Origin of the sequence: Pedobacter suwonensis (assembly GCF_007833675.1) — a bacterium.
GTDB lineage: Bacteria > Bacteroidota > Bacteroidia > Sphingobacteriales > Sphingobacteriaceae > Pedobacter > Pedobacter suwonensis.
In genome coordinates, this window is record NZ_CP031708.1 from 124,386 (window position 1) to 145,538 (window position 21,153).

Sequence of the window (21,153 nt, forward strand, 5' to 3'; positions counted from 1 at the left end):
TTTTAAATTATAAAATGAATAAAAACTACTATGCATTAATTATGGCCGGTGGCGTTGGAAGCCGCTTTTGGCCGGTGAGCAGAACAGAATATCCAAAACAATTCATAGATTTTTTCGGTGTCGGAAAAACCCTTATTCAAAGCACTTATGAAAGATTTCTGAATATCTGTCCTCCGGAAAATATATTTATCGTTACCAACGAAATTTATACCGGTCTGATTAAAGCGCAGTTACCACAGTTAACGGATAACCAGATTTTGGCTGAGCCTTTAATGAGAAATACAGCACCTTGTATAGCTTACGGAAGTTTAAAAATCGCAGAATTAAATCCTGATGCGACTATTGTGGTTGCGCCATCAGATCATACCATTGCTAATATTGATGGCTTTGTAGCATCCATTGAGCAATCTTTAGAAGCAGCATCCAAAAATGATTGTTTAATCACGTTGGGAATTAAACCGAACCGTCCGGATACTGGTTACGGTTATATCCAGCATACTGATTATGTGCTTAATACCGATACTGACCTGCATAAGGTTAAAACCTTTACTGAAAAGCCAAATTTAGATTTGGCTAAATCATTTATACAAAGCGGTGATTTTTTATGGAATGCCGGAATTTTTATCTGGTCTGCCAGAGCGATATTAAAGGCGTTTGAGAAACATCTGCCAGATATGTATGAAATATTTAATGTCGGGAGGACTGAGTTGAATAAGGCCAGTGAAAAAGAATTTATCAATAATGCCTATTTCCAATGCACCAATATTTCAATAGATTTTGGAATTATGGAAAAGGCAGAAAACGTTTACGTACTTCCATCTGATTTCGGATGGTCTGATTTAGGTACCTGGGCGTCTATTTATGAAATGGCTGAAAAGGATTATGTGGGTAATGCCGTTATTCCTTCAGAACAGGTGCTGATGTTCGATTCATCAAATTGTATGGTAAATGTTCCAAAGGATAAATTGGTGATCTTACAAGGGCTGCATGATTATATTGTGGTTGAAAACAATAATATGCTTATGATCTGCCCCAGAGACGAAGAACAGAAGGTTAAAGAGTTTGTTGCGGAAGTTAAATCCAGATTTGGAAATAAGTTTATTTAAGGATGGATAATGTGGGATGTAAAATGGATGATGTGGCATACTTTCATCATCCATTTTGCATATTCTATTGTAGAAAGATATTGAAACAAGTACGATTAACAGATTTTAGTAAGACAGGAGCGTCATTGCGACGAGGAACGACAGCCCGTCCCGATTTCTCGGGAAAGCAATCTTAAAGCACACGCTGGTGGTTATTGTTTTAAGATTGCTTCATCGGCTGAAATAGCCTGCTTATAATGATGTTTCTTGCAACCAACATTTTGCAAAAAAACTTTTACTCATATAGATTTTACGCAATAAATTATTTCAAAGGATAACGGTTTTGACGGAACCCATTAGGTTGGTCGTCATCCGATAGCTCTCGGATCCCGCGCATGCGCAGACCACAAAGTGTTCAGAAAGGCAAATCTTAAAGCGCTGGTCGTGAAATCTCAAGTTAATCAAGTATATAGCAACTTTCGATCACCGTAAATGAAGTTCAAAGATCCTGAAATACGTTCAGCATGGCGGATCTGGTTGAATTCCATTATCCATCTCCCCTTTTACATCTTACATTGTTACATCCTCTGCCTAACTGCCTCATATAAAATTACCCCGGCAGCTACTGAAACATTTAATGATTCAATTTTTCCTGCCATAGGTATTTTAGCTAAATGATCTGCTACCCTCAAAAGGTCGTTAGAAATGCCTTCATCTTCTGAACCCATTATAATTGCTGTAGGCATGGTATAATCGGGGGCGTAAATAAAATCATTGGTTTTTTCAGTACAGGCCACAATCTGCAGACCACTTTCTTGCAGAAATAAGCAGGTTTTATGCAGGTTGGCATGGCGGCAAATCGGAATGCTGAATAATGCCCCTGCAGAAGTTTTAATCGCATCCGCGTTAATCTGTGCCGCATTTTTTAACGGAACAACTATGGCGTGAACACCTACACAGGCAGCCGTACGTGCTATTGCACCCATGTTGCGCACGTCAGTTACACTATCTAAAACCAGAATTAGCGGCACTTCGCCCTTTTCGAAAACAGCAGGAATAATGTCTTCAATATTTTGATAGGTAATTGGAGAAATGACAGCAATTACGCCCTGATGGTTTTTCTGCGACATGCGGTTCAGCTTTTCTACAGGAACCGAATTCAATGGTATAAGTGTATCCTTTAGAAGGGCTTTCAGCTCCAGAAAGAGTTCACCTCCCAAACCGCGTTGCTGATAAATGGTTTCAATGTCTCTTCCTGCTTTAACGGCTTCTATTACGGCCCTGATGCCGAATACAAACTCATTATTCTCTTTTGCCCTTTGCGGTCTTCTAAAATTATCCATGTTTCAAAATTGTTAGGCAAAAGTATTCAATTAAAATGTTTTGACCCTAAACAATATGTAGCTTATTAACATTTAATTGTTTAAAATTTTTAAAGCCTCATAAATGCGATAAAATTTAATTTGATTATCCCTCAATTTGTTAACAAACGGCTAGTAACTATTCAAACAACCCCATCAAAATTTGCTTACTTTTGTAGAATGAGTATCGATAACGAACAAGGCGGAAAGGGTAGCATGACTGCTAGAAAAAGCAGGTTAAGTAACACCATAAGTTCACAGGGGAAAATCCCCCCACAGGCATTAGACCTGGAAGAAGCTGTTTTAGGTGCATTGATGCTCGAAAAAGATGCACTCTCAGCGGTAATTGATGTTTTAAAGCCAGAGGTTTTTTATAATATCGCACATCAGAAAATTTTTGAAGCGATCCATATCCTTTTCCAGAAATCGAAACCGGTAGATATTTTAACGGTAACCGCTGAGCTCCGTACTTTAGGAGCCTTAGAAATGGTTGGTGGCGCTTATTACATTACTCATTTAACTAACCGTGTTGCTTCTGCCGCCAATATTGAGTTTCATGCGCGTATTATTTCTCAGAAATATATTCAGCGTGAATTGATCAGAATTTCGACGGAAATCATTACCAATGCATACGAAGATACCACAGATATTTTCGACTTATTGGATCAGGCTGAAAAAGGCCTTTTTGAAATCGCCCAGAATAACCTGCGTAGAGATACACAAAAAATGGACGATATCGTTAAACAATCACTGGCTACACTCGAAGAACTCCGTACCAAAACCGATGGTTTAACCGGCGTGCCAACCGGGTTTACCGGGCTGGACCGTATTACCGGAGGTTGGCAAAAGCAGGATCTGGTTATTATTGCTGCGCGTCCGGCGATGGGAAAAACCGCATTCGTATTAACCTGTGCACGTAACGCTACTGTTGATTTCCAAAGACCTTGCGTAGTATTCTCGCTGGAGATGTCTTCAGTTCAGCTGGTTAATCGTTTAATTTCAGGAGAAGCAGAAATCGAGCAGGAAAAAATCAGGAAAGGAAATTTACAGGAATGGGAATGGCAGCAGTTACACAGCAAAATTGGACGTTTAACCGAAGCGCCCCTATTAATTGATGATACACCTGCATTAAATATTTTCGAGTTCAGGGCAAAATGCCGGAGGCTAAAATCACAATACGATATCCAATTGGTTATTGTCGATTACTTGCAGTTGATGCATGGTAAAGGTGAAGGAAAAGGCGGTGGTAACCGTGAGCAGGAAATCGGTAGTATTTCAAGGGCACTTAAGTCGGTTGCAAAAGAACTGGATGTTCCGGTGCTGGCGTTATCGCAGTTAAGTCGTGCGGTAGAGAGTAGGCCTGGTTTACAGGGAAAACGGCCTATGCTGTCTGATTTACGTGAGTCGGGTTCTATTGAACAGGATGCGGATATGGTATTGTTCTTATACCGGCCAGAATATTATGGTATTACCGAAGATGAGCAGGGACGATCACAGGCTGGTATCGGTGAGGTAATCATTGCGAAACACCGTAATGGTGAAACCGGAATTGTACCGCTTAAATTTGTGGGAAAATTTGTGAAATTCCAGGATCTGGAAGATGATTTCAATGCGCCGCCAAATTCATTTGCTGCCGATCCTTCCGCTGGAATGTATCCATCTCAGGATTTTGAAAAACAAAGCAATGTGATTATCCGTCCGTCAAAAATGGACGACTACAATGACGATGATCCACCTTTTTAATCATCTTTGATCGTCATTTTGAGCGTAGGAGAAATTTTTGGTTATGATGATCCTAAAAGCTAGGTATTTATAAAAAAGAAGCTGTGTCATAAGTATAGCTGTCATCATGAGCTTGTCGAAGGGCCATGTTTTAATTGCCCTAAAGGCGTTTCGACAGGCTCAACGTGACAAACGAAGGTAAAATTACAAATCATGACACAGCTTCTTTTATGTAAGAAAGCTTTTCCTACAAATCAAAAAGCAAACCTGCATTAAAACTCGATCGGTTTGTCCTGACCTGGTAACCTTGATTTTGTTTAAAAAGATCGGTAAGGCCGGATTGTCCGTCAAGTTCCAGTAATACCTTTACTTTATTGGCTACAGGTAATTTTACACCGATACCCAGGTCAATGCCAATATCTCTGTTATGGATAAAATTCTTTAAATCGGTATTGAATTTTGTTTCGTTCGCATTCAATAAAATCCCGAAATATGGCCCGAAGTTCAGGTACCAATTTCTTTTTTTTCCAAAATGCCAGTTCGCCATTACAGGGATAGTCAAATAGTTAATCCGGTAATCTGTAACAAAGCTTTGCCCGTTATCCAAATTGGTGATGTAGCCACTGTCCCAACCTTTTTGATCATAACCAATCTTAGCTTTAATGCTCCATCTGTCTGAAAAGAAGTAGTCGCCAACAGCTGTGAGGTTAAAGCCATTTCTGTAATCGCTGTTTGTTTGGCTACTGGTTGATACGGTAGCGAGGTTAAATCCAGCATGTAGTCCCAATTCCAGACTGTTTTTTTCTTGTGCCGATGCGGTTATGCCGAAGCCGGCAACTAATAAAAGCGTTAATAGTTTCTTCATTGTTTGATCTGATTTAAATTTCGATGAAGATAAAACTAAAAAACAAGTTATTGAAGAACGGACTGTATTCTGGGAAAAAAAAAGTTAAAAATTAGAGGATGTATCCTATAAGAATGCCTGCTATTACTATAACCGGCGGACTTATTTTAGTGAAATTAAGCAATAGAAATGTAGCGAGCATAATACCCAGAAACAACCAGTTAAAGCCTATTGGGATCAATAACAGCACAAAAGCAGCAATAATAAATCCAACACTAACAGCATTAATGCCCGAAAGGCTATGGCGGATCCTGGAAATCTTTTTCAGATCATCCCAAAAGGGCACAATGAATAACACGAGGATAAGGCCGGGTAAATTAATCCCGATCACGCCGATCAATCCACCTAAAATCTGCCCCCATAATCCATATCCAAAATTCTTCATGCTTAGTGCGCCCAGATAGCTCGTAAAAGAAAATGTCGGTCCGGGTAAGGCTTGCTGTAGCGCGAAACCTGATAAAAAACCGGATGAAGGCAGGTAATGTTTCATCTCTACAAACTCGGTAAACATTAGCGGAACCAGCACCTGCCCTCCTCCAAAAACCAATATTCCGTTACGGTAAAAGTTCTCCAGTAAACGGATGGGTAAACTAAAGGGAGAGGTTCTGTTTATGATTGCGCCTACCAATGCAAACAAAAGTAAAGCACCAAGAAAGTAAACCAGTTTTCGGGGATTGATATTCGAAAAAAGTTTTACCCTTAACTCCGTTTCCTCTTTTGGTGTTTCAATAGCCGAAGAGATCATTCCTCCTATCAATATCGACAGCGGAAATACATAAGCATTTCTTAAAACCAATGTGGCAATAACCGAGGCAATAGCTAAAAATATAGAAACCTCTGATGATAAAACTTTTTTGCCAAGTTTCCAGGCACCATAAGCAACAATACCGAGTGCAATGGGCTGAATATATTCTAAAATATAACTAAACTTCTGTTTTTGATCAAGCAAAGCGTAACTGATGGCAGCTAAAGTCATTATCGTTGCGGTGGGTAATATCCAGATCAGGAAAGTGATAATGGCCAGCTTAAGCTTTCCAACCTTCCAGGCTATGCCAACCAAGGTTTGTGTAGATGCTGGTCCGGGAAGTACCTGTGCCAAGGCATTCAACTCTAAAAGTTCTTCCTCTGAAATAAACTTAGCACTCTGGACAAAATATTTTAGCAACAAGGCCAGATGCGCCTGTGCGCCACCAAAAGAAGTGAAGGTGAAAAAAATTACATTCCGGATAAACAGCAACTGTCTTTTAGCAGCGATGGGTTTGTTTTGCATTAATTTAAACTGATAACATTAACTGAATGCAGTCAACTGACAAGTGTAAACTGAGAATTGTAAACTGACAACTGTAAACTGAAGATCTGCCTAGTCATCCTCATAATCTAATCCCGCGGCTGTATTATACGCGCCCTGCAATTCTGAAAAGGCGTGCATATCTCTTTTATTTCGGGCTACCTGCATCCCCTTTTGATAAATTTCGATTGCTTTCTCTTTTTGATCGTCTTTTTCCAATAACTTACCTAAATGGTAATAGGTACCTACATAATCAGGATGTTTATCCGTTAACTGAAGGTAAAAAGAATAGGCTTTTTCTTTATCATTTTGAGCATTATACTCTGTGGCTAAGGCATATAGTATAAATGGATCGTTTGGATCGCTTTCTAAAAATTCCAATAACTTACTTAAACGGGTGGATGACATTTTATTTCCTTGCTTTTTTAATTAAATTTGCAGAAAGACCTTATATAATAATCATATCGTATATGGACTGATCGATAGCTAAACAATTTTAGTTCGAGATCGTTCATAACAATAAAACCACTATTAACATATGAAAATATTAGTTTGTATCAGTAACGTGCCAGACACAACGACAAAAATAACTTTTACTAATGATAATACCGAATTCAATACGTCAGGAGTTCAATATATTGTTAATCCATACGATGAAATCGCTTTATCACGCGCAATTGAGTTAACTGAAGGTGGAAAAGGAACGGTAACCGTGATCAATGTTGGCGAAGCAACTAATGACCCAACCATCAGAAAAGCCCTTGCAATTGGTGCTGATGATGCGGTTCGGGTAAATGCAGCGCCGAGAGATGCTTATTTCGTGGCTAAACAAATTGCTGAATATGCAAAGGACAAAGATTTTAATCTTATTTTAACGGGTCGCGAATCAATCGACTATAATGGTAATCAGGTTGCCGCTATGGTTGGCGAATTTTTGGATATTCCTTCGGTATCTATCATCAAAAAATTAGCTATTGATGGAGATACTGCAACAATTGAACGTGAAATTGAAGGTGGTAAAGAAGTTTTAACGGTTTCGGGCAAATTTATTGCCAGCTGTGCTGAAGGTGTGGCGGAACCTAAAATCCCGAATATGCGTGGTATTATGAGCGCCAGAACCAAACCATTGAATGTGGTAGATGCAGTTGATGCTGAAGAAGTAACTAAAGTCATTAAATATGAAACCCCTGCTCCGCGTGGAACGGTAAAATTAATTCCTGCAGATCAAACGGAAGAGCTGATCAGCTTGTTGCACAGCGAGGCCAAAGTAATTTAATTGGCAGTTTGAAGTTTTCAGTTGCCAGTTTACAGAGATAACAAATAAAATATTTCATTAAAATAAAGTCCCCTTTACGGGGTTACAGGATAAATATATGTCAGTATTAGTATATGTAGAACAAGCTGAGGGAAAATTTAAGAAGTCGGTTTTTGAAGCTGTATCTTATGCCAAAGCCATTGCCGATCAACAGTCAACCAATTTAACTGCTATTTCTATTGGCGATGTAGCCGACAGCGAATTGAAAGAATTAGGTAGATACGGTGCATCAAAAGTGCTAAATGTAAGTGCCGATCAGTTAAAGACCTTTGTAAATCAAGCTTATGCAAGTGTTATCGCTGCAGCAGCAGAAAAAGAAGGTGCAGATATTGTTGTGTTGTCTAATTCCTTTTCTGGTAAGGGTTTAGCACCGCGTATTGCAGTAAAACTTAAAGCAGGCTTGGCCGATGGAGCGGTAGAATTACCAAGCACAGATGGGAAGTTTGCGGTTAAGAAAACAGCTTTCTCTGGTAAAGCATTCGCCATTACCGAGTTAACATCAGCCAATAAAGTAATTGCTTTAAATCCTAATGCATTTGGTGTGAAAGAAAATGCTACCGATGCAGCGATAGAAACTTTTACTGCAGATGTGAAACAATCAGATTTAGGAACGGTTATAAAAGAGATTGTCAGGGCAACCGATAAAGTATCATTACCTGATGCAGAATTGGTCGTTTCAGCAGGCAGAGGTTTAAAAGGACCTGAAAACTGGGGAATGATCGAAGAATTAGCTGGTTTATTAGGCGCTGCTACTGCCTGCTCTAAACCAGTATCAGACGCAGATTGGAGACCGCATTCAGAACACGTTGGTCAAACCGGTATTGCAATTAGTCCTAACCTTTATATAGCAATTGGTATTTCCGGCGCTATCCAGCACCTGGCGGGTGTGAGTTCATCAAAAGTGATTGTTGTCATCAATAAAGATCCGGAAGCGCCTTTCTTTAAAGTAGCAGATTATGGTATTGTTGGCGATGCTTTTGAAGTTGTTCCAAAATTAATTGAGGCATTAAAAGCACATAAAGGATAATATCTTATAGACCTTATCGGTTTTTAAAAACCGATAAGGTCTTATCACAAATATGAAAAAAGTTAAATTAGATATTGTAGGTTTATCTTACAGCCAGACACAATCTGGTGCGTATGCCCTGGTTTTAGGAGAAGTAAACGGGCGTCGGCGCTTACCGATTATTATTGGCGCATTTGAGGCACAGGCTATAGCAATAGAAATTGAGAAAATGACTCCTAGCCGGCCATTAACGCACGATTTATTTAAATCAATGGCTGATACTTTTCATATCGGTATCAAAGAAATTATCATATACAATTTGGTTGATGGTGTTTTTTATGCAAAGTTGATCTGTAGTGATGGTAAAAACACCCATGAGGTTGATGCGAGAACATCAGATGCTATTGCTTTGGCTGTTCGCTTCAATGCCACGATTTACACTTACGAATTTATCCTGGCTTCTGCAGGAATTGTAATCGAAGGCAATGACTTTCTTTTCCTCGAAAATATGGATTCTATTGCAAAAGAACATGAAACCGAAAACTTGTCAGGCTCAACGCAGCAACCGGGCTTTGGTGATTTAACATTAGACGAACTTCAGCAAAAATTACAGGAAGCCATTGCTGAAGAAGCCTACGAAAGAGCCGCAAGATTAAGAGATGAATTGAATAAACGCAGTAAATCCTGATACCGGCGTGCTTAAAATGTTCATCCTTTCAAAAGCTCTTGAATTTTTTTTCTCAAATCCCATTTGTAAAAGCTAAATTCTAAAATGATCCGAATTAATTAAAATAATTTGGGCTCATTTTGGATTATCATTCAAAATAATTCTATATTCAGCTTTTACTTTCAATCATTCAAACTAAAGTATTATTATGAATGTTAAGTTTCGCTTAACTATAATGAGTTTCATGCAATTCTTTGTATGGGCTGCCTGGTTAATTACAATTGCAAATTATTGGTTTGGGACCAAACAATGGGATGGTGCAGATTTTGGAATTATTTTTTCCACCATGGGTATTGCATCGCTGTTTATGCCTACCATTACCGGTATTTTAGCCGATAAGTGGATCAATGCAGAAAAACTTTATGCTATCTTGCATCTTCTATACGCCGCAACCATGTTTTACCTTCCGCAGGTAGATAATCCCCATATTTTTTTCTGGGTAATATTGGTAGCCATGTGCTTTTACATGCCAACCATAGCGCTGAGTAATTCCATCAGTTACACCACTTTAAAAAACGGCAATTTCGATGTGATCAAAGACTTTCCGCCAATCAGGGTTTGGGGTACCATTGGTTTTATTGCCGCCATGTGGATAACCAATTTAACCGGTAATAAAGCCAGCGCCAACCAATTTTATATTGCAGGTATAAGTGCTTTATTGTTGGGTATATATTCTTTTACGCTACCCGCTTGTAAGCCTTTAAACTTAATCAGCGATAAGAAAACATTTGCACAAAAACTTGGACTGGAATCCTTTAAGCTCTTTGCCGACTACAAGATGGCCTTGTTTTTTATCTTTTCGATGTTTTTGGGGGCAGCCCTACAGTTAACCAATGCATATGGTGATGTTTTTCTGGATGAATTTAAATTATTTCCTGTTTTTGCAGAGTCATTCGTAATTAAGTATTCTACCATTATTTTATCGATTTCGCAAGTGTCAGAAACGCTTTTTATCCTGGCTATCCCCTTCTTTTTGAAAAGATTTGGAATTAAATGGGTTATTGCCATTGCCATGTTTGCCTGGGTGCTTCGTTTTGGTTTATTTGCCTATGGCGATCCATCAACCAATCTATGGATGATCATCATTTCATGTATTGTGTATGGAATGGCATTTGATTTCTTTAATATTTCAGGGTCGTTGTTTGTTGAAACATCAACCGCGCCTAAAATCCGCTCTTCTGCGCAGGGCTTGTTTATGATGATGACCAATGGTTTTGGTGCCGTTTTTGGCAGTTTGGTTTCAGGCTGGATGATTAGCCGTTTCTTTACAACATATTACCATACCATCGGATCGCTATCCAAATATGTTAAAAGCGAAGAAGACAACGTGCATCTGCTTAAATTTCTTAAAAATAAAGGGATTGATGTACTACCAAATGGCGAACTGAGCCGGGCGCTGGATGTAAAAGACTGGCATAATATCTGGTTAACCTTTACCATTTACGTACTCATAATTGCCATTATCTTTGTTATCACTTTTAAACACAAACATACCCGAGCCGAACTCGAAGTCATTAACCATTTATAATTTGCGATTAGCCTCTTATGTCAGCTGGTAAATATAGAAAAGAACACGATTGCTTAAACTGCGGTGCTCATGTTGAGAAACATTATTGTAGCGATTGTGGTCAACCGAATTTAGAATTAAAGGAAAGTTTCTGGACTTTTATAAGTCATAGTATTGCCCATTATTTTCATTTCGACAATAAGTTTTTTCAAACGCTTGTCCCTCTCCTAACCAAACCAGGTAAAGTTACACTCGATTATCTGGCTGGTAAAAGAGCCCGTTATATCAATCCGGTAAGCATGTACATTTTTGTTTCCATTGTCTATTTTTTGGTGGTATACTCTCCAAAACATGTAGAAAAGGATCCTGATCATGGTCATATCGACATTGAAGAGAAAAAGGGTGCGGATGTTTCCGATAGTGTGAATAAAGCATTAAAGCTTACAGGTTTATCTAAAGAAATTGCCAATAAAGCAACAAAATCAATTAATGAAGCAATCAGGAGAAAAGAATTTATAAAACTTGGCTTTGCTGATCAAGAGAAGGAATTAAAAAGACTTAACGCGGAAAATGCCAAACTGAAATCCGATTCTCTCAGCGATATTATTGATGAGTACAACGATATTCATATCGAACGAAACGATAGCACCTATGCGGCTTATCTGGCAAGACAAAAAAAACTGCCTGTTTCAAAACAGGATAGCTGGTATGATAGATTGATTAAAAAAAGAGCAATCACCCTTGGAGAAAAATCAGAAGTCATTCAGGAAACCCTTGAACATAACCGGCCGAAACAATATTTTTTATTGATGCCATTGCTGGCCTGGTTTATCATGCTCAATTTCAGGAAAAATCATATCTATTATCTTGATCACCTGATTTTCACCATCCATGGTATGATGGTTTATTTTATCGTCTCGATAATCACCCAGCCTGCAATGAAGCATGTTTTCGGTGAAGATTCCTTCATGAGTAAAATTATAGCGGTGTGTGTGACGATATTTTTATTCTGGTACATGTTTAAGGCGCTTACCATTTTTTATCAACGCAAAACGTGGAGTACCATTTTTAAAATATTCTGGATCTTGATTTTGTATTCAGTGGCATTTAAGCTAACTGAAATGGTGATGATCAATTTAATTTATTATGTAGCGACTTAGTTTAGCGAGATCCCGATTGGAATGCAGTGAAATGGAGAGCTCTATTTATAGCAGATTTTTCGGCTACCTTGCACTCTGCTCAAGACGAATCTGATCACGCAAATTCGTATTTCTGAACTTGTTTTACGAGTAGAAATGATATTTTCAATGGCCTTGTGTCTGTTTTATGGTCAGCATCTTATTGTTGAACCACCTTTCTATAAAGACCCTGAAACAAGTTCAGGGTGACGACCGTTTCCTGTAAGTTGGCAACAAACCTAAATTATAGCAAATTATTAATTGAATTCAGGTTTTTATCACTTAAACATTTTTAAAGATCTCTCGACTGCGTTGCACTTCGCTCGAGATGACGCATAAAACAAAAAAAAACCACCCGGATTCGGGTGGTTTTTTATCTTTTTTTTGAAATTATTTTCTGTCTTTAATCTCAACAAATTCCCTGTCGGTTTCGCCAACGTAAATCTGACGTGGACGACCAATCGGTTCTTTGTTTTCGTGCATTTCCTTCCACTGTGCAATCCATCCTGGTAAACGGCCTAAAGCAAATAACACCGTGAACATTTCGGATGGGAAACCCAATGCGCGGTAAATAATACCTGAATAAAAATCCACATTCGGATATAACTTACGGTCAATGAAGTATTGATCAGTTAAAGCTGCTTCCTCTAATTTTTTAGCAATTTCTAAAATCGGATCATCAATACCTAAGTTCTCTAAAATATCATCACAAGCTTTTTTAATGATTTTAGCTCTTGGATCGAAGTTTTTGTACACCCTGTGTCCAAAGCCCATCATGCGGAACGGATCGTTTTTGTCCTTAGCTTTTGCAATCCATTTTTCTGTATCACCACCGTCAGCTTTGATCAATTCAAGCATATCAATTACAGCCTGGTTAGCACCGCCATGCAATGGTCCCCAGAGCGCGGCAATACCAGCAGCAACTGAAGCATATAAATTACAGTCTGAAGAGCCTACAATACGAACGGTTGACGCAGAACAGTTTTGCTCGTGATCGGCATGCAGAATCAGCAATTTATTCAAGGCATTTACCACGATAGGATTCACATCATAATCTTCCGTACGTTGGCCAAACGTCATCCAAAGGAAGTTGGTTACATAATCATATTTATTTTTTGGATAAATAAGCGGGTGACCTAACGACTTTTTGTAAACGAAGGAAACAATGGTTGGAAATTTAGCCAGGAGCTTAATAATGGTTAAATTCTGCTCTTCTGCAGTTTGATTTGGCTTTAAGCATTCCGGATAGAACGTAGACAACGAGAAGATCAGTGAGCCGAGTTGCCCCATAGGATGAGATCTTGACGGATAACCATCAAAAAATTTCTTCATATCCTCGTGGATGAGCGTATGTTTACTGATTTCGGCCTGTAATTCTTCTAATTGGGTCTGTGTAGGAAGATCGCCATAAATAATCAGATAAATCACTTCCAAAAAACTTGATTTTGCTGCAAGCTCTTCAATAGCGTATCCCCTATATTTTAAAATGCCTTTTTCACCATCTAAAAAAGTGATTTTACTTTTTGTAGAACCAGTATTTTTAAAACCAGTATCTAAAGTTACGAAGCCTGTTGAATCTCTTAATTTCGAAATATCTATGGCCTTTTCATCTTCTGTTCCTGTTATTACTGGCAATTCTACTGTCTTACCATCAACTTTTATCTCTGCAATATCTGACATATTATTGTATTGTGTTTATAGCTTTCTAAATTATATAAAATTAATATACATGCATAACAAATCTGTTAAATTAATATGAATAATTGGTCAAAATGACGTAACAATCATGCTTAATTTAACCCGGTTCAGCCTCTTATTTTGCTTTGATTTCTTCTGCAACTCTGCCACATTCTAACATTTCATTGCCGTAATAAGGGTTTTTAATTTCCTTTTCGGTTGATAACCAGTCCCCTCCATCTCCTTTATTCGCCATCGGACAATGCTGGACATAAATGGTTCCTTTTTCTATTTCCGCATTTTTAAGCAAAGCAATGATATCGGCACTTAAAGCAGTAAAATCTTTTCTTTGTATAACCAGGTTATTACTTGCCGCTATTTTCTGAGCAATTTCTGCAGTTGGCTCACAGCCCTCGTAGGCAGCCAGACTATTTTTCAGTACGGCAGCAGTTTTCTGCGCATTTGCAGCATCAGACTTCACCAGCGCATTTTTCAAATTCACATAGTTTTTAAATATCGCCAGTTTCTTCTCGTCCTTTATTAAAACCTCGTTGTTAACCGAAGTAGCTTCGGTTTTGGTAGAATCTTTGGTTTCATTAGATTTCTGCTCTGCCTGGTTGCAGGCCATTAAAGTAGTAAATATGGCTATCCCGAATATTCTTTTCATGGTATTTGGTTTTCGGCTCAAAATAGGAATTAAAATGGTAAATAAATAAAAAAGTCCCAATTTTCATCGGGACTTTAATATTATATGATGTTTGAATTATAATTTGAAATTGTAAGCCAGCCTTAATGCGTACTGACCTGTTTTTCTGAAATAGGTGGCTGATGAGCTATCATTCACATAACCTTCATATCGAACACCAGCGTCGAAACCGCCAAACTCATAACCCAGTCCACCCGAATAAATAAAGTTCGTTTTGCCACCATCTTTAATGGCAAAGCCTGCACCTGCTTCAGTGGCTAAATACATTCTTTTAATCGGAAACACTTTAACGCCACCTTTGGCCGGGATAAAATCTATGTCAATGGCGTTATTCTTAGCCATTAGTTTGGTATAACCGCCTGAAGCAGTCACGGCAACATATGGTGATAAATCCCATTGCAATTTCAAATCAGCACCATAAGCGTAATCCATTGGCGATTGATCACGGAAGAGTCCGCCGTTAACACCAACCCCTATTTTGAAAGCCATTCCCTTAGGTGCCGGATTCGGATCAGTTTCTGTCATGGTTTGCGCATTCAGTGTTGTAGTGGCAAACAAAGCAACTGCAGTAGCTGCTGTAGCGAAAATTTTAGTAATCATTTTCATATTAGATAAATTAAGTTAATACTAAGGTTTTGGTAGATATACGTAGTGTGCTTTCGTTCAGATTTTTTTATTTTCATTTTTTTCAGAAATAATGATAAATAAAAAAGCCCCGGTATTTGCCGGGGCTTTAAGTATCAGGTAAGTAATCTTATAAGCTAAATCCGTAAGCTAAGCGAATGCCTGCAAAACCAATGCTACCATTGTTTGAATAACCTTCGTATTTCGCGGCTAAATCTAAACCATTAGCCCATGCATAACCAATTGCTGGTGAATAAACAAAAGATGTACCAGCACCTTTTTCAGTTCCAAATCCAGCACCAAGTTCAGCTAATCCGTAAGCACCAGAGCCAGAATCATTAAAGAAATATTTAGCACCGGCTTTTACAGGAATAATTCCGAAGCTACCTCCACCGTACGAATCTTTTCTTGAAAAATTGTTGTACCCAGCGGTTACAGGGATAGATAATTGCTTATCTACATTGAATTGGTATCTGATATCTCCACCAATAACCAAACCTAAACCTGTTGTTGTTCCTGCACCAACATTTAAACCTATACCTAAGTTTCTTGCAGAGCTTTGAGCATTTGCATTAGTTGAAAAAAATAGTGCTACAACAGCTGCTGATGTAGCAAAAATTTTTGTAATTGTTTTCATGTTTAAGATATTCTTTTTGAGTTAAAATAATATCCAATGCAGATACAAAGGTTGTGCCAAAAGGGCGTTTTTGGGCTTATTTGCACATTTTCCTCGCTTAAAATCAGCTTTTGAAGCTAATTTTTATTTGTTGAAACTTTTTCCAAAATCAACTGTTTTAACAGGTTTGTCGGCATGCTGGCATCAAGCCAGATAATCTCTACATTGTCCTTTTCCATTTTTCTGAAAAATGTATTTTGTCTTTTAGCATACTGACAAATGGCCGTACCAAGTTTTAACTTTAGTTCCTCAAAGGTTAATAATCCATCAAGATAGTTTACGATAAATTTGTACTCCAGGCCGTAGAAAACTAAGATTTCCCGGTCAATTCCCTCTTTCAGCAATTGTTCTACTTCTTCTACCAGGCCGGCTTTGAACCTTTCGTTCAGCCTGTTTAGAATTTTAGCCCTGGTAACTTCAACCTCATTTTTTAACCCAAAAATAACCGGTTTAAGTGACGGTCGATTTACTTTTTCGAGTATGTTATGTTTGAGATAATCGGCTATTTCTAATGCGCGGATCAGTCTTTTTTTTGAGGATAGATCAGCATGTCCGATATTTTGGCTTTCATCACTTTGCAATATCAAAACCAGTTCTTCCTTTGATAATAAATCTAATCGATCTCTCAAGGGTTGATTGACGGGGACAGCGGTATAGGTTTGATTCTGTAGTAAGCTGTGAATGTACATGCCTGTCCCGCCACACAGGACCGGCATGTTGTTTTTTTTTGTTATGGCTGCAAATGCCTTGTAGAAATCGTTTTTAAAGGCATCTACATGATAACGTTCGCCGGGCAATAAAATATCGATCAGATGATATGGAATTGTTTTGCCGTTGATATGATACTCTTGCAGATCTTTACCTGTACCGATATCCATTCGTTTAAAAACCTGACGGCTATCGGCACTAATGATCTCGCCATTTAAAGCATCTGCAACGCTCACAGCCAGCTTCGTTTTACCAGACGCAGTTGCTCCTAAAATGATGATGAGATTATGTTGGTCCATTAAAACTGAAGAATAAATTTAAAACTCCCGGTGTTAAATACCTCCTGTGCAAAAAACCGGGCATCTTTTTTGAGTACACGATTAAGATTTTCATCCAGGCTGTAAATCTGCGGTTCCAAAATTGCAGTTTGTAAAAAGCCCAGTTTAGTATAGGCCTCTCCTGCAGACCAATCGCGATCAGCGTAAGTCATGAGGTCGTTAGGTTGATAGGTTGCAGCAAAAAATGAAATCAATTTACTTAATCCGCCTGTAATAGAATACCCCGCTTTAACTGCAAACCTGATCAGTTCCGCAGATCTGTAATTTTCGGTATGGTTCATTTTGCGCAATCCCGAAAAGGTAGCAACAGCAACCAGTTGATCTTTTTCAAATAAACCTATTTTATAACGGCTCGTTACCGCACCCTGCAAATGATTTTCAGTTAAAAAAGAATCAGCAACAGGTTTGGTAATTTTTAATATTTTAGTTTTCCTGCCGTGAATGCGGCTATTTTTGCCAAGCAAAGATTTTATTCTCGCTAAAACCTGCACGGGTTTTGATAACCAGAGGTCTTCCCAAAGGTGAATGAGCTTAATGCCTTTCTGATAATGTCTTTCCTGTAGTGCAATAAGATCCTGTGGAATAAAGCTGTTTTGTAAGCTGACCAGGTGGATAATCAGTTGATGATCAATCCTGAGTAACTGAAAACCATCTTCTGAAAAAAAAAGCACCCAATTTTATGATCAGCAAGAGCCAAACTAAATTGATGGTGCCAGTTATCTTCAAAAGTTAAATTATTCAATCAGTAAAATATTGTTCAGAAATATATCGACTGCAAATTTAACCATCAGATTGTTAAATCCATTCTTTTTCTTTAAAGTTCGTACTGATAATCTCTATTAAAGTTTCTACTTCCTTTAATTTGGCATCATCAAGAGCCGAAATTTTCAAGCCAGCTTTGTTATGGCCAAAATCAGTTAGATTATGATTGTCTGTAGAAAATTCTTCTGTATTGATCTTAACTTCAACGGCATCTCCATTGATATAAACACCTGCAAAAAATCGCTTGGTTATTTTTTGTCCATTTAGTTCAATATTTTTTTCACTATACAGATCATATCCGTTTTCTGAATTTTCGTGTACCGTATATCCGCGGGTGGCATAGGGCTGTAAGCCGGCTCTGATGGTCTGAAAAATTTCTACAAGATCAGTTTTCATAATGGTATTTGATTTTAGCATTAAACACCATAGTCTTCTTATTGTTTAATTTTTTATTCTTTTAGCCACCAGTTTTCGGTTGGTAAATATTCATCTAAAATAATGGTTTCTCCTAATTTTGGAGTGACCAAAGGAAACTGTTTTGCTGCTGCGGCTACAACTATCCGTTTTATTGGCTCATTCCAGGGGTGCATGGCCAAGCTGAATTTTCCCCAATGTACCGGCATTAAAATTTTAGCTTTCAGCTCGATTGCGGCCTGTACAGTTTCTTCCGGGAACATATGGATGTATGGCCAGTAAGCATTATACTGTCCGCACTCCAGCAAGGCCAAATCAAAAGGACCGTGCTCCTCACCTATTTTTTCGAAGTGTGTATCATAACCGGAATCGCCACCCAAAAAAAGTTTAAAGTCTGCAGTTTTCAGTACGAAGGCTGACCATAGTGTTTGATTTCTTTTAAATTTTCTGCCTGTAAAATGCCTGGCTGGAACAGCTGTTAAATGCAAACGGTTAAACAATGTGACCGATTCGTTCCAACTCAGCTCATTAATTTTTTCTTTTTTAATTTTCCATCGCTCCAGATGCGACCCTACACCAAGCGAAGTGACAATACTGTTAACCTGCGGCGAAATTTTTAATATACTCTCATAATCCAGATGATCATAATGATCGTGTGTAATGATGAGGATATCAATATTTTTGAATTCTTCGGCCTTTATAATGTCAGTGCCCAAAAAAGCCTTACTCCCGATAAATGAAAACGGAGAAGGTGTTTTGCTGAATATAGGATCAACCAAAATTCTTAGTCCGTTTATTTTGATCAGATATGACGAATGGCCAAACCAGATAATTTCAGGTGCATTACCCTTAGCACTGCCATTTATATTCGGTGAAATATATGGAAGCGCTTTGCTCGGGGCCTTATCCGGATGTTTTTCGAAAAAGAAAGCGCTTAAAATCTTAAAAAAGCTTACTCCTTCTGGCTGCATTGGTGTGATGGATAAGTTCTGTAGCGCACCATTGCGATAATTACTCAGGCTTCGGATTTTATCCAAACGCAATCCCTTTGGTAACTGTCCGAAAACCGGCAGATTGGTTATAATAAGGAATAAGGAGACAACAAAAACTAAAATATATACTGCGATCATTTTTAAATTAAATAGCAGCCAAAATATGAATATGATTTCAAAGATGCGGCCAGTGTGATATATATGACGAATGGATTACAGGTTGGGTGTAACTACATATCTTTTTAGCTGAACAAGGAGTGAAAACAGCGCAAACGTTTGATTAATTTTGTATTATTATATGTTGAAGCAATTTAATATACTAGTTTAGTACGCATCATGCAGTCGAAACCCACAACGATCAAAGAAATAGCCAGAATCTTAAATATCTCTCCCTCCAGCGTTTCAAGGGGCCTGCACGATCATCCGAGCATTGGGGCAGTTACCAGGGAGAAGATTAAACAGTTGGCGAAGTCGCTAAATTATGAGCCTAACAAGGCTGCCATTCTATTTCAAAAAGGAAAAACATATACCATTGGTGTCATTTTACCAGAGCTATCAGAACACTTTTTTTCAATCGCTATTTCTGCAATTGAAGATGAGGCGATGAAGAAAAATTATACCGTGATTTTCGCCCAGTCGCACGACCGTTATGAGCTCGAAGTAAAACTTGTTGAGAAAATGAAAAATCAACGTGTTGATGGCTTATTGGTATCAATCAGTAAGCACACCTGTAATTTTGATCATTTCGAAAAAGTTAATTCGTTTAACATTCCGGTTGTATTTTTTGACCGGATACCACCTTTAAAAAACGTGCATTACGTTGCATCCGGCTTGGAAAGTGCAACAGTTAAAGCGGTGAACTATCTTTTAAAAAAAGGGCACAGAAGTATCGGGATGATTAATGGTCCAGGTACCTTATATGCCAGTGAAGAGCGCAAAGACGGTTACAAACAGGCGATTACTTTTAACCGTTTAAAGTTCGATCCATCATTGGTCATCAATTGCGATTTAACAGAACAAGGTACTATAGATGCTGCCGAAAAGTTTTTAAAGCATAAAAGAAAACCAACGGCTATAGTCGCTTTTAATGACTACGTGGCACTTTTTCTTATCAAACACTTTAAAAAGATGAATGTAATCGACGATTTTGACATCGTAAGTTATGCCAACCTCCCTATTATCAGTTATCTTGATCGCGCTCCCGTAGCTTCGGTAGAGCAATATCCATATTTGCAGGGGCAAAAGGCGGTAAATATTCTATTGGATCTTATTCATAGCCCCAATGCTGAAAACCAGGCCTATTATAATACCATTGTTGATGCCGATCTTATTGTAAATGAAACGAATTACTGAACAAACGTTTGCGTGATGCTTAAGGTTGCTTAAACTTTCGGGTAAGCGGGTTGAGCCTGTAATCATTAATCTCCATTTTATTTGGTATCTGTGTTAAAGAATGACAAAGTTGTAAATCTGCCTTACCAATTTCTTCACTAACAGAATCTTATACATATCACCCCTCCCCCTACACTCATTTCTTTCTTAGTAGACGTTTTGCAATAGTGATGTGCATGCCAATAAACGAATTTGAATGACGTGTAATGTTTCATGGTTTGCAGTGAAAATTGTTACACGCTCTTACACAGCTTAGTATCATGAAATTTTCTTGCTACATCTGCTTAATTACAAGTTTCTTTCCTGAAGAAATGAGAGGTAAATTCATATTCACTTATGCGTTTACCGTTCTCCTCCTCTTAGAGAATATCAATATATTTTATAATTATTTATAATTAGTCTAAATAAGTTATAAGATAATTATATATTTGTGTAAGAAAGGGGCCAAAAGATATTTGGATTACGGGCAATAGGTTTGCAGATTTTAAAATTCAAATTTTACCGCAGATGTGTGATTGACCGGGTTAATATGATAATGATTTAGAGCAACACACCGGGTTTAAATATATTGATAAAAAGAATATCCATTTTAGTGAAGATCTTAACCTGGTAAAAATATGTTTTGTTAGTTGGATACATGCTCCCCGCGATGGGGAGCTTTATCATTTATATCGGTATGTTTGATAAGCACCTTTTATTTAGCCGCCATCAAATTATCGCAGGCCATTAAGATGCTAAAAAAGTCTGGAATGGAGATTTCTGGTATTCGCT

Annotated in this window: 20 protein-coding genes; 8 read left to right on the forward strand and 12 right to left on the reverse strand. The window is 38.1% G+C overall.

The window, feature by feature from the left end; all coding sequences use genetic code 11:
• The first annotated feature begins 14 nt into the window (after window positions 1-14).
• Entirely contained in the window at window positions 15-1,106 is a 1,092-nt protein-coding gene (locus DV942_RS00555) for a mannose-1-phosphate guanylyltransferase (RefSeq protein WP_145854368.1), read from the forward strand.
• 557 nt (window positions 1,107-1,663) lie between these two features.
• On the opposite strand, the gene rlmB is transcribed toward DV942_RS00555, so the two are convergent.
• A complete protein-coding gene (rlmB, locus tag DV942_RS00560; protein ID WP_145854370.1) occupies window positions 1,664-2,428 on the reverse strand; it encodes a 23S rRNA (guanosine(2251)-2'-O)-methyltransferase RlmB in 765 nt (254 codons plus the stop codon).
• A 198-nt stretch (window positions 2,429-2,626) separates the two neighbouring features.
• Here rlmB and dnaB point away from each other — a divergent pair, with 198 nt between their 5' ends.
• Window positions 2,627-4,189, forward strand: a complete 1,563-nt coding sequence (gene dnaB, locus DV942_RS00565; RefSeq protein WP_145854372.1) for a replicative DNA helicase — start codon at window positions 2,627-2,629, stop codon at window positions 4,187-4,189.
• A 226-nt stretch (window positions 4,190-4,415) separates the two neighbouring features.
• On the opposite strand, the gene DV942_RS00570 is transcribed toward dnaB, so the two are convergent.
• The 3 genes from DV942_RS00570 to DV942_RS00580 form a co-directional block, all read right to left on the reverse strand.
• Complete coding sequence (locus DV942_RS00570) at window positions 4,416-5,033, reverse strand: porin family protein (RefSeq protein ID WP_145854374.1); 618 nt, start codon at window positions 5,031-5,033, stop codon at window positions 4,416-4,418.
• Window positions 5,034-5,124: 91 nt separating this feature from the next.
• Complete coding sequence (chrA, locus tag DV942_RS00575) at window positions 5,125-6,342, reverse strand: chromate efflux transporter (protein WP_145854376.1); 1,218 nt, start codon at window positions 6,340-6,342, stop codon at window positions 5,125-5,127.
• Window positions 6,343-6,432: 90 nt separating this feature from the next.
• A complete protein-coding gene (locus DV942_RS00580; protein ID WP_090979096.1) occupies window positions 6,433-6,768 on the reverse strand; it encodes a tetratricopeptide repeat protein in 336 nt (111 codons plus the stop codon).
• Window positions 6,769-6,898: 130 nt separating this feature from the next.
• Here DV942_RS00580 and DV942_RS00585 point away from each other — a divergent pair, with 130 nt between their 5' ends.
• From DV942_RS00585 to DV942_RS00605, 5 genes are all read left to right on the forward strand, one after another.
• The gene (locus DV942_RS00585) at window positions 6,899-7,636 is read left to right on the forward strand and encodes an electron transfer flavoprotein subunit beta/FixA family protein (protein ID WP_145854378.1); all 738 of its coding nucleotides are present in this window, start codon (window positions 6,899-6,901) and stop codon (window positions 7,634-7,636) included.
• A gap of 97 nt (window positions 7,637-7,733) precedes the next feature.
• Complete coding sequence (locus tag DV942_RS00590) at window positions 7,734-8,702, forward strand: electron transfer flavoprotein subunit alpha/FixB family protein (protein WP_145854379.1); 969 nt, start codon at window positions 7,734-7,736, stop codon at window positions 8,700-8,702.
• A gap of 52 nt (window positions 8,703-8,754) precedes the next feature.
• Entirely contained in the window at window positions 8,755-9,369 is a 615-nt protein-coding gene (locus DV942_RS00595) for a bifunctional nuclease family protein (protein WP_145854381.1), read from the forward strand.
• 187 nt (window positions 9,370-9,556) lie between these two features.
• Window positions 9,557-10,936, forward strand: coding sequence for a nucleoside permease (locus DV942_RS00600; protein ID WP_145854383.1), 1,380 nt, complete (start codon window positions 9,557-9,559; stop codon window positions 10,934-10,936).
• Window positions 10,937-10,953: 17 nt separating this feature from the next.
• A complete protein-coding gene (locus DV942_RS00605) occupies window positions 10,954-12,075 on the forward strand; it encodes a DUF3667 domain-containing protein (RefSeq protein WP_145854385.1) in 1,122 nt (373 codons plus the stop codon).
• A 408-nt stretch (window positions 12,076-12,483) separates the two neighbouring features.
• On the opposite strand, the gene DV942_RS00610 is transcribed toward DV942_RS00605, so the two are convergent.
• The 8 genes from DV942_RS00610 to DV942_RS00645 all read right to left on the reverse strand — a co-directional run bounded on the left by DV942_RS00610 (window position 12,484) and on the right by DV942_RS00645 (window position 19,128).
• Window positions 12,484-13,773: a citrate synthase gene (locus DV942_RS00610; protein ID WP_145854387.1), complete on the reverse strand. Its 1,290-nt coding sequence runs from the start codon at window positions 13,771-13,773 to the stop codon at window positions 12,484-12,486.
• A gap of 133 nt (window positions 13,774-13,906) precedes the next feature.
• The gene (locus DV942_RS00615; RefSeq protein ID WP_145854389.1) at window positions 13,907-14,437 is read right to left on the reverse strand and encodes a DUF3347 domain-containing protein; all 531 of its coding nucleotides are present in this window, start codon (window positions 14,435-14,437) and stop codon (window positions 13,907-13,909) included.
• 96 nt (window positions 14,438-14,533) lie between these two features.
• Window positions 14,534-15,076: a hypothetical protein gene (locus DV942_RS00620; RefSeq protein WP_145854391.1), complete on the reverse strand. Its 543-nt coding sequence runs from the start codon at window positions 15,074-15,076 to the stop codon at window positions 14,534-14,536.
• Between the two features lie 154 nt (window positions 15,077-15,230).
• The gene (locus DV942_RS00625; protein WP_090979126.1) at window positions 15,231-15,737 is read right to left on the reverse strand and encodes a hypothetical protein; all 507 of its coding nucleotides are present in this window, start codon (window positions 15,735-15,737) and stop codon (window positions 15,231-15,233) included.
• Between the two features lie 116 nt (window positions 15,738-15,853).
• The gene (miaA, locus tag DV942_RS00630; protein WP_145854393.1) at window positions 15,854-16,783 is read right to left on the reverse strand and encodes a tRNA (adenosine(37)-N6)-dimethylallyltransferase MiaA; all 930 of its coding nucleotides are present in this window, start codon (window positions 16,781-16,783) and stop codon (window positions 15,854-15,856) included.
• Entirely contained in the window at window positions 16,783-17,493 is a 711-nt protein-coding gene (locus DV942_RS00635; RefSeq protein ID WP_145854395.1) for a PDDEXK family nuclease, read from the reverse strand. The genes miaA and DV942_RS00635 overlap by 1 nt, the downstream gene beginning before the upstream one ends.
• 124 nt (window positions 17,494-17,617) lie before the next feature.
• Window positions 17,618-17,980, reverse strand: coding sequence for a hypothetical protein (locus DV942_RS00640; protein WP_145854397.1), 363 nt, complete (start codon window positions 17,978-17,980; stop codon window positions 17,618-17,620).
• Window positions 17,981-18,033: 53 nt separating this feature from the next.
• Window positions 18,034-19,128, reverse strand: a complete 1,095-nt coding sequence (locus tag DV942_RS00645; protein WP_145854399.1) for an MBL fold metallo-hydrolase — start codon at window positions 19,126-19,128, stop codon at window positions 18,034-18,036.
• A 198-nt stretch (window positions 19,129-19,326) separates the two neighbouring features.
• Here DV942_RS00645 and DV942_RS00650 point away from each other — a divergent pair, with 198 nt between their 5' ends.
• Window positions 19,327-20,343, forward strand: a complete 1,017-nt coding sequence (locus DV942_RS00650) for a LacI family DNA-binding transcriptional regulator (RefSeq protein ID WP_145854401.1) — start codon at window positions 19,327-19,329, stop codon at window positions 20,341-20,343.
• The last annotated feature ends 810 nt before the right edge of the window (window positions 20,344-21,153 follow it).

Excerpts from the sequence above, each read along its gene's own strand:
- DV942_RS00645 (WP_145854399.1), bottom strand. The coding sequence starts at position 19,128 with ATGATCGCAGTATATATTTTAGTTTTTGTTGTCTCCTTATTCCTTATT.
- dnaB (WP_145854372.1), top strand. The coding sequence starts at position 2,627 with ATGAGTATCGATAACGAACAAGGCGGAAAGGGTAGCATGACTGCTAGA.
- DV942_RS00585 (WP_145854378.1), top strand. The coding sequence starts at position 6,899 with ATGAAAATATTAGTTTGTATCAGTAACGTGCCAGACACAACGACAAAA.
- DV942_RS00600 (WP_145854383.1), top strand. The coding sequence starts at position 9,557 with ATGAATGTTAAGTTTCGCTTAACTATAATGAGTTTCATGCAATTCTTT.
- DV942_RS00650 (WP_145854401.1), top strand. The coding sequence starts at position 19,327 with ATGCAGTCGAAACCCACAACGATCAAAGAAATAGCCAGAATCTTAAAT.
- DV942_RS00615 (WP_145854389.1), bottom strand. The coding sequence starts at position 14,437 with ATGAAAAGAATATTCGGGATAGCCATATTTACTACTTTAATGGCCTGC.
- DV942_RS00605 (WP_145854385.1), top strand. The coding sequence starts at position 10,954 with ATGTCAGCTGGTAAATATAGAAAAGAACACGATTGCTTAAACTGCGGT.
- DV942_RS00620 (WP_145854391.1), bottom strand. The coding sequence starts at position 15,076 with ATGATTACTAAAATTTTCGCTACAGCAGCTACTGCAGTTGCTTTGTTT.
- DV942_RS00625 (WP_090979126.1), bottom strand. The coding sequence starts at position 15,737 with ATGAAAACAATTACAAAAATTTTTGCTACATCAGCAGCTGTTGTAGCA.
- DV942_RS00640 (WP_145854397.1), bottom strand. The coding sequence starts at position 17,980 with ATGAAAACTGATCTTGTAGAAATTTTTCAGACCATCAGAGCCGGCTTA.
- DV942_RS00610 (WP_145854387.1), bottom strand. The coding sequence starts at position 13,773 with ATGTCAGATATTGCAGAGATAAAAGTTGATGGTAAGACAGTAGAATTG.
- DV942_RS00590 (WP_145854379.1), top strand. The coding sequence starts at position 7,734 with ATGTCAGTATTAGTATATGTAGAACAAGCTGAGGGAAAATTTAAGAAG.
- DV942_RS00595 (WP_145854381.1), top strand. The coding sequence starts at position 8,755 with ATGAAAAAAGTTAAATTAGATATTGTAGGTTTATCTTACAGCCAGACA.
- miaA (WP_145854393.1), bottom strand. The coding sequence starts at position 16,783 with ATGGACCAACATAATCTCATCATCATTTTAGGAGCAACTGCGTCTGGT.
- DV942_RS00580 (WP_090979096.1), bottom strand. The coding sequence starts at position 6,768 with ATGTCATCCACCCGTTTAAGTAAGTTATTGGAATTTTTAGAAAGCGAT.
- chrA (WP_145854376.1), bottom strand. The coding sequence starts at position 6,342 with ATGCAAAACAAACCCATCGCTGCTAAAAGACAGTTGCTGTTTATCCGG.
- rlmB (WP_145854370.1), bottom strand. The coding sequence starts at position 2,428 with ATGGATAATTTTAGAAGACCGCAAAGGGCAAAAGAGAATAATGAGTTT.
- DV942_RS00570 (WP_145854374.1), bottom strand. The coding sequence starts at position 5,033 with ATGAAGAAACTATTAACGCTTTTATTAGTTGCCGGCTTCGGCATAACC.
- DV942_RS00555 (WP_145854368.1), top strand. The coding sequence starts at position 15 with ATGAATAAAAACTACTATGCATTAATTATGGCCGGTGGCGTTGGAAGC.